The organism is Kribbella sp. NBC_00662, assembly GCF_041430295.1.
GTDB lineage: Bacteria > Actinomycetota > Actinomycetes > Propionibacteriales > Kribbellaceae > Kribbella.
Map to the genome: position 1 here is coordinate 2,903,814 of NZ_CP109029.1, position 15,444 is coordinate 2,919,257.

Sequence of the window (15,444 nt, forward strand, 5' to 3'; positions counted from 1 at the left end):
GGAGGAATCATGCGACGTGCATTGCTCGCCTCGACCGTTCTGCTGATCACCGCGCTGGTCCCGGCGTCCGCGCAGGCCTATGCCAATGCCTTCTTTCCGACCCAGAGCAGTGGGAATCGCGGCGCCGACGTGCAGGCAATCCAGTTTTTGCTGCAGTACGCCGGGCAGAGTGTTGATGCGGACGGAGTGTTCGGTGCGACCACTGTCACCGCGGCAAAGGCCTTCCAGGCCGCGAAGGGGCTCGGGGTCGACGGGATCGTCGGGCCGCAGACGTGGGGAGCGTTGGTGCCGACGATCCGCTCGGGTGACAACAACGCCGCGGTGAAAGCACTCCAGGTCGAGCTGAATGCCAAACGCCGGCTGAGCCTTCCGGTCGACGGCGTCTTCAGCACGGCGGTGCACGACGCGGTCGTCGCGTTCCAGTCGCACGCGGGGATCGGCGCGGACGGCATCGTCGGCCCGATCACCTGGCGCAACCTCGCCTGGCACTACGACTACCCCGACTTCACCAACAACCTGTGCGACCAGGACCCCGACGGCAACGGTACGGCGGCCAACTGGGCCGCTGCCGCCCCGATCGCCCAGCTCGAGGCCGCGGCCCGTTCGTTCGCCGGCACCAACCAGGGCAAGGTCCCGTACGGCGACGCCGGGTTCGAGCACGGTGGCGACATCCCGGGCCACGCGAGCCACGACAACGGCATGGACATCGACATCTGGCCGATCCGCACCGACAACGCGCAATGCACCGCGGGCCGGATCACCTGGGAGAGTGCGACGTACGACCGCGCTGCCACCCGCCAGCTGATCCAGGCCGTCCGCGCCGCGGCGCCCGGGCACGTGAAGTACATCTGGTTCAACGACCCGACCCTGATCAACGAGGGTCTGACGATGAACTGGCCCGCCCACGACAACCACCTGCACGTCCGGTACTGCGAGAAGGTGCACCCGAACAGCACCTACGTCTGCTGACACACTGTTCCGCGTGACCTACACCCTCGACCTGAACCCCGACGAACTGCTGACGACGACCCGGACGGTCCGCAAGCGCCTCGACCTCGAGCGTCCGGTGCCGATGGAGCTGATCCGGGAGTGCATCGAGATCGCTCTGCAGGCGCCGTCGGGGAGCAACCGGCAGACGTGGCACTGGCTGGTGATCACGGACGCCGAGAAGCGTGCAGCCATTGGCGAGTACTACCGCCGGTCGGTAAAGCAGTATCTGGCCGGTCCGGGTGCGGCCGGCAAGCTGCACGCCGACGACCCCGAGCGCGCTCCGGTCCAGCGCCGGGTCGGCGACAGCGTGGCCTACCTGGGCGAGCGGATGGGCCAGGTCCCCGTGCTGGTGATCCCCTGCCTCAAGGTCCACTCACTGCCTGCGGGGAACCAGGCCGGTCTGTGGGGCTCGATCCTGCCGTCCGCGTGGAGCTACATGCTCGCTGCCCGGGCTCGCGCTCTCGGCACGGCGTGGACGACGCTGCACCTCAGCTACGAGCAGGAGGTCGCGGAGCTGCTCGGTCTCCCGGAGGACATCCGGCAGACCGTGCTGATCCCGACGGCGTACACGATCGGCACCGACTTCAAGCCGGCCGCGCGGCAGCCGCTCGACGAGGTTCTCCACATCGACAGCTGGTGATCACGAGGCGGCCATCTCCTCGATGGTCAGCCCGCTCAGCACCGAACGGGGCTCGGTCACCGTCAGGTCCAGCCCAGGATCGGCGTCCGCGTCCTTCACCTTGACCAGGAGCCAGTCCGCGCCGGTGCGGGTGAAGGCCCAGGCGCCGTTGAGTTTCACGCCGTGCAGTTGCACCTTCAAGTGCCCGCGCTCGATCGCCTCGGCCGGATCGACGAGCTGGTGCCGGTCGTCGCGGGTGAGGTTCGTGTAGACGCCGGCGTCCCAGACGATCACGGCGCCGCTGCCGTACTGCGCGTCCCGGTGCACTCCCTCGTACGACGCGTACTCGAGATCGTGGTCGGTGGTGAACACCGCGAGCCGCTTCACGATCGGGTCCAGCGACGGCCCGCGCGGCACCGCCCAGGACTTCAGCACGCCGTCGACCTCGAGCCGTACGTCGTAGTGCAGCCGCCTCGCATCATGCAGCTGGACGACGAAAATCGGCCTGGTCATGGGGCCTCCCGTCCTGGACTGGGGAGCGCAGCGACGAGGGAAGGACGGGAGTTACAGCCCCATGACCCGCCGCGCCGGAGGCGCGGCATCTGTGCTGTCATCAGGCTCCTGGGGAATTTGAGTTACCGCTAACGGTCCGTGCTGAAGCGGTTGTAGGCTTGCGTCTGGTTGGGAAACCAGCCCCCACAACCTTCCCATCACATCCGCCCCTGTCACGAAGCAGGTGCCATGCCCGTAGCCCCCTCACCGGCGCGGCCGGTCGCGGTCCAGGTCCTCATCGGTGGACGCTGGATCGCAGGCCAGGAGCTGGGTCGACGGAGCGGGACGGCCGGGGCCGACGAGGTTCTCGTCAGCCACCACGGCCATCTCGTCTGGGTCGACCAGCGCTCGGTCCGCGAGTCCTGAAAGCTGAAAGCCCTTACCACAAAGGGTTTTCAGCAAAGAGATTTCGCAACCAAGTTGCCGATCTCAACCGCCGACGCCGACCCGGTCGGGTCGAACAGCGTCCTCGTCAGCCCGAACGCAACGCCTGAACGCGTGTCCGCCCAGGCGACACTGCCACCCATGCCCGGCCATCCGAACGATGCCGGACTCTCCTCCGTTGTGGATCCCAGCCTGCCGATCGCGTAGCCGAGCGCCATCGTCGCCTGGTTGCCGAGCAACTCGTCCTGCGCGACGAGTGCCGGACCGGTGATCACCGGCACCGCTTCCGGCCGGACCAGCCGTACGCCGTCCACCTCGCCGATCAGGCCCGCATACAACTTCGCGATGCCGCGGGCGGTCAGGATCCCGCTCGACGGATCCTCGATCGCCAACTGTTCGGGCCGGTTGAGCCCGGCGGCCCGCGGCTGCATCACCGGCGGCACGACCTTGCTGAACATCCCGGCCAGATTCGCGAACGTCTCCTCGGATCCCTCGGGCTCGACCAGCGGCATCAACCGGTCGCGCTGATCGGACGGAAGCGCGAAGAACACATCGTTCTCGATACCGAGCGGGGTGACGAGCTCCCGCAGTACGTCGGAGATCGATCGGCCGGTCGCGCGGCGGACGATCTCACCGACCAGTAGGCCGAACGTCTCCGCGTGGTACGTCATCTTCGTGCCCGGCTCCCACCACGGCTCCGCCGCGGCGAGATCAGCGGGGATGGTGGAGAACGTCTCGTGCGTCGCGTCCGGCGGCAGCGCCGGCAGGCCGACCGAGTGCGTCAGCACGTGCCGCAGTGTGGCCTTGTCCTTCCCGCGAGCGCCGAACTCGGGCCAGATGTCCACGATCGGCTGGTCGTAGCCGAGCACCCCGCGATCCACCAGCACGTTCGCGACCGTCGCCGACGCGCCCTTCCCGGTCGAGGCCGCGAAGTACAAGGTCTCCGAGGTCACGCCGTCGCCGGCGACCGCGTCGACGACCAGCTCACCGCGCTGGTAGACCGCCACCTGCAGCCCGAGCTCCGTCTCGACGAGTTCGTCGATGCGCTTCTGCACCACCTCTTGAAGGTCCATACAGGTACGTCGGAGCGGGTCTGAGGCCTTTGACACCATCTATGCATACTCCAGGGCGAACCTGATCGTGCGCTCCACCTCCGCGTCCGTCCCGACCGGGCAGACCAGAAACTCAGTCGTACCGGCGTCCGCGTACCGCTGGAGCTCCTTGGCCACCGTCTCCTCGTCGCCGAGGACCGCGGTCTCCTCCGGCCCGGCCTTGCCGCCGCGATCCAGCACGGCACGGTACGACGGCATGTCGCCGGCCGCGCCGTAGTGGGAGCCCATCCAGCTCCGGGCCGCATCTGGATCGTCCGTGACCGCCACGCAGACGCCCGCGACCACCTGGGGCTGCGGACGACCGGCCGCGGTTGCCGCTGCGTCGATCGTCGGGCGGATGAAGCTCTCGATGACCTCAGGTCCGGCCCAGCTGGTCGTCGTACCGGCGGTGAGTTCCCCGGCGATCTTGAGCATGCGCGGGCCGAGCGCGGCCAGCACGAGTTCGGGGGCGTCGGCTCCGGCGATCTCGAGCTGGCCGCGGGCGGTCAGTCGCTCGCCCACGTAGTCGGTCGGTTCACCCGCGAGCAGCGGGCCGAGGGCTTCGAGATACTCGCGGACGTACGCCGCGGGGCGGTCCATCGACATACCGAGCATCCCTTCCACCATGTGCGGGTGGCTCGCGCCGACGCCGAGCGTCAGCCGGTTGCCGGTCAGTGCCTGCACGCTGAGCGCCTGCGCGGCGAGCGCGAGCGGGTGGCGCGGGTACACCGGGACGACGCCGACGGCGTACCCGATGGTCGAGGTGTACGACGCGACGCCGGCGATCAGCGTCAGCGCGTCCCAGCCGAGTCGCTGGCTGAACCAGACCCGGTCGATGCCGTTGTCCTCGGCGGCCTTCGCGGCGGCGCCGATCTCGTCGATGGTCTTGCCCTCTTCGTCGATCCACAGTCCGATCCTCATGCCCTAAGTCAACGGGCGCGGCGGCCGCCGACCCAGACGCAGTTACGCTGTACAGCGATAAGGAATCGTGATCGCCGGGGGTGTCCGATGGAGCTACGGCAGCTGCGGTACTTCGTCACGGTGGCCGAGGAATTGCACTTCGGCCGCGCCGCCGAGCGGCTCAACATCGTCCAGCCCGCGGTCAGCCAGCAGGTCGCCCGGCTCGAACGCGAGCTCGGTCTCCAGCTGCTCGACCGCTCGTCCCGCCACGTGCGGCTGACCGGCGACGGCGAACGCATGCTGCGTGAGGCCCGCTCGGTCCTTTCCGCCGCGGATCGAGCCGCCGAGGTCGCCGCGGAGCTCGCCTCCGGGCGTTCCGGCGTACTGCGGATCGGGACGGCGCCTGGCCTCCGGGGCCGGCTTGAGCGCGGTCTGACAGCACTCCGCACGCGGACGCCGGATCTCGAGATCCAACTCAGCTCGGGGCCGACGGCGGAGTACCTGACCGCGCTGCGTTCCGGGGAGCTGGACATCGCGTTCGTCCGCGGCGAGGTGGCAGCCGCCGATCTGCAGGTCATCGAGCTCTGGCGGGAGCCACTGTCCGTCCTGGTCCCGGCGGCCTACCGGTCGGACGACGGCGTCAAACTGATCGACCTCGCGGGGCTGCCGCTCCGGCTGCCTGCCGACGACAGCTGGCTGCGTGACCACCTGATGGCCGCGTGCCGTGAGGCCGGCTTCGAGCCGCTGATCGGTCGGCCGATCGAGGACTTCGAGTCCGCGGTCGTCGAGATGACGACGGGCTCGCCGGCCTGGACCGTCGTGTACGGGACTGCCTGCGAAGCGGCCGCGGGTGCGCTGTGGATGGGCCTGCTCAATCCGCCCGGGTCGGCGCCGGGCAACCTGGTGATGGGCCCGGGGGAGTCGCCCTGTGCGCGGGTCCTGCTCGACGCGTTCGGCGATGAGCCCCCCGGCGGGCCCTGACAGCTCCGCCGAGGGGTGTTGATTCCTCAACAAGCACCGGATCGTACGTTGGAAAGCGAGTTCCGAGGAGGGCTCGTCTCATAAATAGTCATGAGCTTTCGGCGAACGGTTTGCTGGCTCCCGGTGAGCGGTTGCTGACGCTACGGGGATATTGTTGGTAGTTGCAACCAAAATATCGGGCTGGTGTGAGGACAAGTCAGCCGTTTCCGCCCCGGGCAGTGCATGGCACTGGCCCGGTCGTCGCGATCCCGCCGTACGAACGGAAACTGATGTCTGCCACCACTCGGACCTCGCCGGCCACACCCACGGCCGACGCACCGCACCGCTATCGCTCCAGGTACGCCGAGGGCGAGCCGGACACCACCCCGGTCGCGCCATCCGCGTCACCGACTCCACCGACTCCGCCGACGGCTTCTGCCGAGCTGTCGCACCGGGAGATCCTGGAGATCCTCGCCGGGCTGCTCGCGGCACTGTTCACCGCCGTGCTGAGCTCGACGATCGTCAGCAACGCGCTGCCGACGATCATCGCGGACCTCGAGGGCTCGCAGACGCAGTACACCTGGGTCGTCACCGCCAGCCTGCTCGCGATGACCGTGTCGACGCCGGTGTGGGGCAAGCTGTCGGACCTGATCAGCAAGAAGCTGCTCGTGCAGCTCGCGATCGTCATGTTCGTCACCGGCTCGGTGCTGGCCGGCACCTCGCAGAACGTGCCGTTCCTGATCGGCGCGCGCGTCCTGCAGGGGCTCGCGATGGGCGGGCTGATGGCGCTCGCGCAGGCGATCATCGGTGCGGCCATCCCGCCACGGAACCGCGGGCGATACTCCGGCTACATGGGCGCCGTGATGGCGCTGGCGACCGTTTCGGGGCCGCTCGTCGGTGGCGTCATCGTGGACACCTCGTGGCTGGGATGGCGGTGGTGCTTCTACGTGTGCGTGCCGCTCGCGGTCGTGTCGCTGATCGTTCTGCAGCGGTTCCTGCACCTGCCGGTGGTGAAGCGCAAGGTCAAGATGGACTACCTCGGCGCTCTGCTGATCGCGGGGGCTGCGAGCCTGCCGTTGATCTGGGTGTCGTTCGCGGGTGAGCACTTCCCGTGGTGGTCCTGGCAGACCGGCGCCTACCTCGGCGGTACGGCGGTGCTCGCGTTGCTGGCCGTGATCGTCGAGGTGAGTGCGCGCGAGCCGCTCGTGCCGGTTCGGGTGGTGCGGGAGCGGACGACTGCGTTGGCGATCCTGGCGAGCCTCTCGGTGGGGATCGCGATGTTCGGCAGCGCGGTGTTCCTCGGGCAGTACTTCCAGGTGGCCCGTGGGTACAGCGCGACCGAGGCCGGGTTGCTGACGATCCCGATGATGTTCGGGTCGTTCCTCGGGTCGGTCGGGTCCGGGCAGCTGATCACGCGGTTCGGGAAGTGGAAGCGGTACCTGGTGCTCGGCGGGCTGTTCCTGACCGCGGGCCTCGGCGTACTCGGGACGATCGACCACACGTCGCCGTACTGGTACATCGGGCTCGGGATGCTCTCGATGGGCATCGGGATGGGCATGATGATGCAGAACCTGGTGCTCGCCGTACAGAACACCGTGGACGTCAGCGAGGTCGGGGCGGCGAGCGCGTCGGTCACGTTCTTCCGCAGCCTGGGTGGTGCGGTCGGGGTGTCGGTGCTCGGCGCCGTGCTGGCGACCCGGGTGACCGACTCGATCGCCGAGCACATCAAGTCGCTCGGTCCGGCCGCGGCCGCTGCGGCGCAGGGCGGGTCGGGGAGCGTGCTGGACGTGAACTCGCTGCCGGCGCCGGTCGCGGAGATCGTGCGACAGGCGTACGGCGACGCGACCGGGCGGATCTTCGTGATCGCGGCCGGCGCTGCTGTGGTGAGCCTGCTGGCCGTGTTGTTCATCCGCGAGGTGCCGCTGCGGCGGACGGTCGCGATGGGGGCCGACGGTACTGCGGGGGCTGACGGTACTGCGGGAGCGCCCGGTGCGGCGGGCTCCGCGGGGGCCGACTCTTCGGGGCAGTCGGCGGTTGCTGAGGATGATCCGGCTGAGCGGGCGGCCGTCGTCGCGCTCGACGTGATCACGTCGGCCGAGCGTACGGCTCGCGAGCGTGAGCGCGAGGCCAACGAGCGCGTGCAGGCGGCCGCGTCCGTGATCCGGCAGATGCGGACCGACGTCAAGGACCTGTTCACCCGCGTCGACCAGCAGATCGCCGACCTCGAGGACACACTCCCCGGCGCCGGCATCCCTCAACCCGCCGCCGCGATCCTCGACTCTCAGCGCCCGCAGGGCGAACTCGTCGACGAACTCCGCCGGTACGAACTGAGCGTCCTGAGCGCCAGCCAACGCACCGCCGACCACCTCCGAGCCACCGCCCGAGCCGAAGCCGACCAACTCCTCACCGAAGCCAAGTCCGAAGAACAAGAAATCCGAGCCCGCATAGCCGAACTCCAGCTGGTAGAGGAACGCCTCCTCGGCACCGTGCGAGACACCCTCTCCACCACCCCGCCCCCACCCACCCCGAGCACTCAACACCCGTTCCCGTCGGACGGTACGTCGCCGCACCTCCCGCATGCGACCGGGAACGGGTACCCCGACGCCACCGCCAGCCCCGAGCGCCAGCCGTTCGGCTAGGCCTCCTGTCCTCGAAGCCTGCTTTTGGCTGGTGGTGGGTGGGGTGTCGGTGGGGGGTGGCATGCTTCGGGTAGGGACGGTGGTTAGGGAGTGGTGTGGGGTTGTGGGACGTGGAGCAGGTGCTGGGGTTGGCGCCTGATGCTGCGTCCGCGAAGGCTGGGCAGGGGCTGGCTCGGGTAACCAAGTGGTCGGAAGCGGGAGCGTCCGAGCGGGCGGTGTGGGGGCTGTGCCAGGGGAGCGGCAAGCAGCCCTACCAGACTGCGGTTGATCTCAGCGGACCGGCGTACAAATGTTCCTGCCCGAGCCGGAAGTTCCCGTGCAAGCATGCGCTCGGGCTGATGCTGTTGTGGGTCGCCGGTGAGGTGCGGCCGGGTGATGAGGTCGAGTGGGTGAAGACCTGGGTCGACCAGCGCGCCGCCCGGGCTGACCAGCCGGAGCGGAAGCCTGGCGAGGTTGCCGACCCGATCGCGGCCCAGCAGCGTGCTTCGCGTCGTGCGGATCGCGTCTCGAGTGGCATGGCTGAGCTGAGAGGCTGGCTGGACGACCAGGTCCGGGTCGGGCTCGGCGGGTTCGACCAGAGGGCGTACACGGAGCTCAGCCGCCTCGCCGCACGCATGGTCGACGCGCAGGCCCCAGGAGTTGCAGGAGCGGTACGCCGGGCGGCGGGCGTCGTCGGCCGCGGTCACGGATGGCCGGGCGAGCTGCTCGAAGAGCTCTCCCTCGTCCACCTGATCGTGTCCGCTCACGACCGCCTCGCCGACCTCCCGCCGTCACTCGCCGACACCGTGCAGACCAGGATCGGCTGGTCGACCGAAACCGCCCGCGTCCTCGCGGAGGGCGAGAAGGTCCAGGACGACTGGCTCGTGCTCGGTCGCGTGATCGAGCCCGACGAGCGCCTGACGGTCCGCCGAGTCTGGTTGCGTGGGGCAACGACCGGCCGGCTCGGCCTGGTCCTCACGTTCGCCGCCGCCGGACGCCCGCTGGACCCGCTCCCGGCCCGCCCCGGCGAATACGTCCCCGGCACGCTCTCGTTCTATCCAGGCGCTCTCCCGATGCGCGCCCTCCTCACCCAGACCGATCCCCGCCTTCCCGCTTCACGTCCGGCCGGTTTTACAGTCCGCCAAGCGCTGGCGTCGTACGTCGAATCACTCGCCGCCGACCCGTGGAACGAACGCTGGCCCCTGGTGCTCCAGGACGTACGACCTGCCCGCCACGGTGACAACTGGGCGCTGGTGGACGCCGGCGGCGACGGACTCGAGCTGCTCCCGGGATGGGATGCCTGGAAGCTGCTCGCGGTGTCGGCCGGTGACCCGATCACGGTCGCCGGTGAATGGAACCGCGCAGGCCTGCGCCCGATGACGTGCTGGCACGACGATCGGCCGGTGATCCTGTGAAGGGCTGGGACGGTCTCGTCAGCTCGGCGCTGCTGGGCACCGACCGCAGGCCGGCACATTTCGAGGACCTCCCTGAGCACATCCAGGAGCGCCTCGGCGACGGCGGCCTCCTCGACGCCGCCGCGCTCGCGACCATCTACAAACGCGCCGGCCGGAAACCTCTCCGCGAACTCGAGCCGATTCCTGCCGCACCTGGCGAAGACCGACCGTTGCCGCGGCCGGTCGCGATCCGCCGGCTGGCCGCGATGCTCGGTGGCTTCCAGACCTCCGCGCTCGGCGAGTGGTTGCGCGCCGCCGACGCCCGCGGCTGGGGTGTGCCGCCGGAGCACCTGCCCGCGCTGGCCGACTACGCCCGCCATCGCGCCGAGTACCGTCCGCTTGTCATCGCAGCCGCCGGTCGGCGCGCACGCTGGATGGCGGATCTCAATCCGGAGTGGCGATACCTTCACGCCGCCGTTGCTGAGAGCAACGATCCGGAGCTCTGGACGCACGGCAACGCGATCCAGCGCCGGACATGGCTGCGCACCCTCCGCCAACAGGACCCCGACGCAGCCCGCGAGGCGCTCGCCGAGGTCTGGCCGACCGAGTCCGCTGCCACCCGAGCCGACTTCCTCGGTCTGCTGACCGAGGGATTGGCCTTGCCGGACGAGGATTTCCTGGAGTCTGCCCTCGACGACCGTTCCCGTGAGGTACGCCGGGCTGCTGCGCGCCTGCTGGCCCGCATTCCGGGATCGCAGTACGGCGAACGTATGACCGAGCGGCTGCACTCGCACCTGATGCCGAGCCAGGGAGTCCTCGCGGTCGACCTGCCCAAGCGACTCTCGGCACCGATGGAACGCGATGGGATCGACTCGCAGAACCCGGAAGGTATCGGCAAGCGGGCCTGGTGGTTCCTGCAGATCATTGCCAACACGCCCTTGTCGGCGATGGACCTCGCCTGGCTGCAGGCCCCTGTCGAAGGCTGCGCACCGGACATTCTGCAAGCGGGCTGGACCGAGGCCGCCGTTCGCGAAGGTTCCGCCGAGTGGGCTCGGGCTCTCCTGCGGTCAGAAGCCTCGACCGGAGATCGCAGTCCGGCAGAGCTGCTGCGCTTGTTGCCCGCCGAGGAGTGGGCCCGCGCGGTCGACGTACTGCGGAAGACTGTCGACGTCACCGAACTTGTCGGCGGGCTGCCCGTCCCGTGGCCGGAGTCGCTCGCGAACATGATCCTGGACCAGCTCGCCAAGGTCGGCTCCAACCGCGCCTGGGCCCGGCTCGCGAGCACCGCGGCCCGCGCCGTACCGCCCGAGGTGCTCAACCATCCCATCACCCGCGAACCCACCGGCGAGGAAGACACCTGGCGTCGCCGCCTGGTCGAGACCCTGACCTTCCGCCGCGAAATGTACGAGGAGCTCTCATGACTGCATCGATGCCACGCCTCCGGCGCGGCGGGTCATGGGGCTGTGACTCCTGGTCTTCCCTCGTCGCTCCAGTCGCTTCGCTCCCTACGCTCCTCAGTCCAGACCAGGAGGCCCCATGACCACCGAAGTCCTTCGCCCGCACGCGGAAGTCGAGTACGCCGACGAGCTGCGAGCGCTCAGGGACACCGACGACAAACCGCGTCCGCCGGCGTGGCAGATGTCGCCGGCCGCGGTCGTCACGTACCTGCTCGGCGGCAAGGCGGGCGACATCGAGATCTCACCGAAGTACGTCGGTCCGCGGCGGCTGGTGGAGGTCGCGGTCGCCACACTCGCGACGGATCGCGCCCTGCTACTCCTCGGCGTACCGGGGACGGCTAAGACCTGGGTGAGTGAGCATCTGGCCGCTGCCATCAGCGGTGACTCGACGCTGCTCGTGCAAGGTACGGCGGGGACCGCGGAGGAGGCGATCCGGTACGGGTGGAACTACGCCCAGTTGATTGCCCAGGGCCCCAGCGAGGCCGCGCTCGTGCCGAGTCCGGTGCAGCGCGCGATGGCCGAGGCGAAGATCGCCCGGATCGAAGAGCTCACGCGGATGCCGTCCGACGTACAGGACGCGCTCATCACGATCCTGTCCGAGAAGGCGCTACCGATCGCCGAGCTGGCCATGGAAGTCCAGGCCCGCAAGGGATTCAATGTCATTGCCACCGCCAACGATCGTGACAAGGGCGTCAACGAGCTGTCGTCCGCGTTGCGCCGGCGGTTCAACACCGTCGTACTACCGCTTCCCGAATCCGCTGACGACGAGGTGGAGATCGTCTCGCGCCGGGTCGCGCAGCTCGGTACGGCGCTGGAGCTGCCGCAGCCGGATGACGCGCTCGACGAGATCCGCCGTGTGGTGACGATCTTCCGTGAGCTGCGCTCCGGCCGGACCGAGGACGGCCGTACGGCGGTCAAGTCGCCGTCCGCGACCTTGTCCACCGCGGAGGCGATCAGTGTGGTCACCGGCGGGCTCGCGCTCGCGGCCCACTTCGGCGACGGCGTGCTGCGGCCGACAGATGTTGCCGGCGGCATCCTCGGTGCGGTCGTCAAGGATCCTGCCGCGGATCGGGTCGTGTGGTCGGAATACCTCGAGACCGTCGTACGGGAGCGCGACGACTGGGCGCCGTTCTACCGGGCCTGCCGAGAGATTTCCGGATGACCGTCCACCTGCTCGGGATCCGGCACCACGGCCCGGGATCGGCACGCGCGGTGGCGACCGCGCTGGCCGAGCTCAGGCCTGATGTGGTGCTGATCGAGGGACCGCCGGAGGCCGACAAGATCGTCGAGCTGGCGGCATCGGAAGAGATGGAGCCGCCGGTCGCACTGCTCGCGTACGCCGTCGACGACTCGACGCGGGCCGCGTTCTGGCCGTTCGCGGTGTTCAGTCCCGAGTGGCAGGCGATCAAGTACGGGCTGGCGGCCGAGGTGCCGGTGCGGTTCTGCGACCTGCCGGCGGCGCAGCAGTTCGCCTCGTCGGGCGGCCGGTCGGTGTCGATGGATCCGCTGGCGACGCTGGCCGAGGCGGGCGGGTACGACGATCCTGAGCGCTGGTGGGACGACGTGATCGAGTCGCGCCGCCACGGCGCGGAGCCGTTCACCGTCATCGCCGACGCGATGCGCGAACTCCGGCGCGATTCGGAAGCGACCGGCCGCGAGGCGCAACGCGAGGCCTACATGCGGACCGTCCTACGCAAGGCGATCCGGGAGGGTTACGAGCGGATCGCGGTGGTCTGCGGCGCCTGGCATGTCCCCGCGCTGGAGCTTCCGTTGCCCCCGGCAACACACGACCAACGGATCCTCAAAGGCCTGCCGAAGCGGAAGATCGCCTGCACCTGGGTGCCCTGGACGCACGGTCGGCTGGCGGCAACGAGCGGGTACGGCGCCGGCATCACGTCACCGGGTTGGTACCACCATCTGTTCACCGCGCCCGACCAGATCACCACGCGCTGGCTGTCCAAAGTCGCCCAGGTGCTGCGTGAAGAGGATCTGCCCGTCTCCAGCGCGCACGTGATCGAGGCGGTCCGACTCGCAGACACCCTGGCAGCGATGCGGGAACGCCCTCTCGCCGGCCTGAGCGAGGTGACCGAGGCAACGCGGGCCGTGCTCTGCGGCGGGAACGACGTACTGCTGGATCTCGTGACGCGGGAAGCTGTCGTCGGCGAGTTGCTCGGATCCGTGCCGGGGGAGACGCCGCAGGCCCCGGTCGCGGCGGATCTGGCGGCACAGGGGCGGCGGTTGCGGATGAAGCGGGACGCGACCGAGCGCGTGATCGAGCTCGACCTGCGGAAGTCGAACGACCTGGAGAAGTCCAGACTCCTGCACAGGTTGAGGATTCTCGGTGTGCACTGGGGTGTGCCGGCCGTGGACGAACGGCGGGCGCAGGGCACGTTCCGGGAGATGTGGCGGCTGGCCTGGGATCCGGGGCTCGAGGTCGAACTGGTTGCCGCAGGCGCCCATGGTACGACGGTGCTCGGCGCCGCGACGACCGTGATGCTGAAGGCGGCCGACTCGGCAACGCTCGCAGACGTCACGGCCGCGCTGGAGAGGTCCCTGCTCGCCGATCTCGCGGACGCACTTCCGGCTTTGCTCCAAGGGATCGACACCCGTGCGGCCGCCGACTCCGATGTGGGTCATCTGATGGCGGCGCTGCCGGCGCTGGCGCGAGCCTCCCGGTACGGCGACGTCCGCGGGACCGACACCGCCGGACTGGCCTCGGTCGCGGGGCGGATGGTGTCGCGGGTGTGCGCAGGTCTCGGGCGGACGGTTCACGGGCTCGATCCGGACGCTGCGGCCGCGGTACAGGAGCTGATCGACGGAGTACAGGATGCGACCGTCCTGCTGGCCGAGGAGGTGCGCGTCGAGTGGCTGAACACGTTGGAGGGGTTGAGTGACCGGACCTCGGTGCCGCCGCTGATCCGGGGCCGGCTGACGCGGTTGATGATGGACACGTCCCGGCTGCCGGATCACGAGGTCGCGCTGCGGTTGGGCCGGGCGTTGTCTCCCGGTACGCCGACTGCCGAGGCGGCCGGGTACGTCGAGGGATTCCTGGCCGGCGGCGGGTTGTTGCTCGTGCACGACGAGCGGCTGCTCGCGCTCGTGGATGAGTGGCTGGGCGCGATCCCGGACGATGCGTTCGTTGAGGTGCTGCCGTTGTTGCGGCGTACGTTCGGGACGTTCGCGGCGCCGGAGCGGCGGTCGATCGGCGCGCGGGCTCGGGTGCTGGCCGACCCGGCGTCGTTGGTGATTGCTGACGACAACGACCTTGACGGCGAGCTGGCGGCGACCGCGCTGCCGGTGGTCGCGCAGTTGCTGGGGGTCTCGTGAACGACGAGCGGATGCGGCGCTGGCGGCTCGTGCTGGGCGGCGAGGCCGAGGAGGAGACGGGTACGACGCTGTCGTCCGAGGACCGGTCCGTCGACGCCGCGTTGGCCGCCCTGTACGACGCCGGCGAGGGTGAATCCGGCAGCCAGCGGTCGTCGGGCTTGGGTTCGTCGGCGCCGCGGGTCGCGCGGTGGCTGGGCGATATCCGGCAGTACTTCCCGAGCACCGTCGTACAGGTCATGCAGCGGGATGCGGTCGAGCGGCTCGGCATCACGCGGATGCTGATGGAGCCGGAGCTGCTCGGCGCGGTCGAGCCCGACGTACACCTGGTCAGCACGCTGCTTGCGCTCAACGAGGTGATGCCCGAGGAGACCAAGCAGACGGCGCGGGACGTGGTCGGCCGGGTCGTCGCCGAGCTGGAGGCCCGACTGGCGGAGCGGACGCGCGCAGCAGTCACGGGTGCACTCGACCGGGCGGGGCGTACGACGCGGCCGCGGCACTCGGACATCGACTGGGACCGCACGATCAAGGTGAACCTGAAGCACTTCTCGCCGACACTCGGGACGATCGTGCCGGACCGGTTGGTGGGCTACGCGCGACGGAATCACAGTGTGCAGCGCGACATCGTGCTCGCGATCGACCAGTCCGGATCGATGGCGGAGTCGGTCGTCTACGCGTCGCTGTTCGGTGCGGTGCTCGGCTCGATCCGCACGTTGCGGACTTCGCTGGTCGTCTTCGACACTGCTGTCGTCGACCTGACGGATCAGCTCGACGATCCGGTCGATGTGCTCTTCGGGACGCAGTTGGGCGGAGGCACGGATATCAACCGGGCGCTGGCGTACTGCGAGGACCTGGTGACGAAACCGGCCGAGACGGTGCTCGTGCTGATCTCCGACCTGTACGAGGGCGGCGTCCGGGAAGAGATGCTGCGCCGGGCGCGTTCCTTGGTGGAGTCCGGCGTACAGGTGATTGCTCTGCTGGCGTTGGCGGACTCGGGCACCCCGTCGTACGACGCCGAGAACGCGGCGGCGCTTGCGGATCTCGGCGTACCGACGTTTGCCTGCACGCCGGATCTGTTCCCGGACCTGATGGCCGCTGCGATCCGGCACGAGGACATCACCAGCTGGGCATCCACCAACCTGACGTGAAAGGAAT

The 15,444-nt window shown here is 69.4% G+C and carries 13 protein-coding genes; 10 read left to right on the forward strand and 3 right to left on the reverse strand.

The features are described 5' to 3' along the window. Window positions 1-9 precede the first annotated feature (9 nt). On the forward strand, window positions 10-969 hold the full coding sequence (locus tag OHA10_RS14700; protein WP_371406748.1) for a penicillin-insensitive murein endopeptidase: 960 nt from the start codon (window positions 10-12) through the stop codon (window positions 967-969). 13 nt (window positions 970-982) lie between these two features. Further along, window positions 983-1,630, forward strand: coding sequence for a nitroreductase family protein (locus tag OHA10_RS14705; protein WP_371406749.1), 648 nt, complete (start codon window positions 983-985; stop codon window positions 1,628-1,630). Here the strand turns inward: OHA10_RS14705 and OHA10_RS14710 are convergent, their stop codons facing one another. Beyond that, window positions 1,631-2,122 (reverse strand): DNA polymerase ligase N-terminal domain-containing protein, encoded by a 492-nt coding sequence (locus OHA10_RS14710; RefSeq protein ID WP_371406750.1) that lies wholly within the window; start codon window positions 2,120-2,122, stop codon window positions 1,631-1,633. It lies immediately after the preceding gene. Between the two features lie 228 nt (window positions 2,123-2,350). On the opposite strand from OHA10_RS14710, the gene OHA10_RS14715 reads away from it, so the two are divergent. Further along, window positions 2,351-2,527: a hypothetical protein gene (locus tag OHA10_RS14715; protein WP_329005281.1), complete on the forward strand. Its 177-nt coding sequence runs from the start codon at window positions 2,351-2,353 to the stop codon at window positions 2,525-2,527. 29 nt (window positions 2,528-2,556) lie between these two features. On the opposite strand, the gene OHA10_RS14720 is transcribed toward OHA10_RS14715, so the two are convergent. Both OHA10_RS14720 and OHA10_RS14725 read right to left on the reverse strand, forming a co-directional pair. Beyond that, window positions 2,557-3,618: a serine hydrolase domain-containing protein gene (locus tag OHA10_RS14720; RefSeq protein WP_371406751.1), complete on the reverse strand. Its 1,062-nt coding sequence runs from the start codon at window positions 3,616-3,618 to the stop codon at window positions 2,557-2,559. Between the two features lie 39 nt (window positions 3,619-3,657). Beyond that, window positions 3,658-4,557, reverse strand: a complete 900-nt coding sequence (locus tag OHA10_RS14725; protein WP_371406752.1) for a TIGR03564 family F420-dependent LLM class oxidoreductase — start codon at window positions 4,555-4,557, stop codon at window positions 3,658-3,660. An 87-nt stretch (window positions 4,558-4,644) separates the two neighbouring features. Between OHA10_RS14725 and OHA10_RS14730 the strand changes: the two genes are divergently transcribed. The 7 genes from OHA10_RS14730 (at window position 4,645) to OHA10_RS14760 (ending at window position 15,437) form a co-directional block, all read left to right on the forward strand. Beyond that, window positions 4,645-5,517: a LysR family transcriptional regulator gene (locus tag OHA10_RS14730; RefSeq protein ID WP_371406753.1), complete on the forward strand. Its 873-nt coding sequence runs from the start codon at window positions 4,645-4,647 to the stop codon at window positions 5,515-5,517. A gap of 269 nt (window positions 5,518-5,786) precedes the next feature. Then, complete coding sequence (locus OHA10_RS14735) at window positions 5,787-8,135, forward strand: MFS transporter (protein ID WP_371406754.1); 2,349 nt, start codon at window positions 5,787-5,789, stop codon at window positions 8,133-8,135. Between the two features lie 110 nt (window positions 8,136-8,245). Further along, window positions 8,246-9,529 carry an SWIM zinc finger family protein gene (locus tag OHA10_RS14740; RefSeq protein ID WP_371406755.1) on the forward strand — a complete coding sequence of 428 codons (1,284 nt, stop codon included), beginning with the start codon at window positions 8,246-8,248 and terminating at the stop codon, window positions 9,527-9,529. After that, window positions 9,466-10,929, forward strand: coding sequence for a DUF5691 domain-containing protein (locus tag OHA10_RS14745; RefSeq protein ID WP_371406756.1), 1,464 nt, complete (start codon window positions 9,466-9,468; stop codon window positions 10,927-10,929). The genes OHA10_RS14740 and OHA10_RS14745 overlap by 64 nt, the downstream gene beginning before the upstream one ends. 115 nt (window positions 10,930-11,044) lie before the next feature. Continuing rightward, the gene (locus OHA10_RS14750) at window positions 11,045-12,127 is read left to right on the forward strand and encodes an AAA family ATPase (protein WP_371406757.1); all 1,083 of its coding nucleotides are present in this window, start codon (window positions 11,045-11,047) and stop codon (window positions 12,125-12,127) included. After that, complete coding sequence (locus OHA10_RS14755; protein WP_371406758.1) at window positions 12,124-14,292, forward strand: DUF5682 family protein; 2,169 nt, start codon at window positions 12,124-12,126, stop codon at window positions 14,290-14,292. The genes OHA10_RS14750 and OHA10_RS14755 overlap by 4 nt, the downstream gene beginning before the upstream one ends. Beyond that, the gene (locus OHA10_RS14760; RefSeq protein ID WP_371406759.1) at window positions 14,289-15,437 is read left to right on the forward strand and encodes a VWA domain-containing protein; all 1,149 of its coding nucleotides are present in this window, start codon (window positions 14,289-14,291) and stop codon (window positions 15,435-15,437) included. Before OHA10_RS14755 ends, OHA10_RS14760 begins: the two co-directional genes overlap by 4 nt. Window positions 15,438-15,444 lie beyond the last annotated feature (7 nt).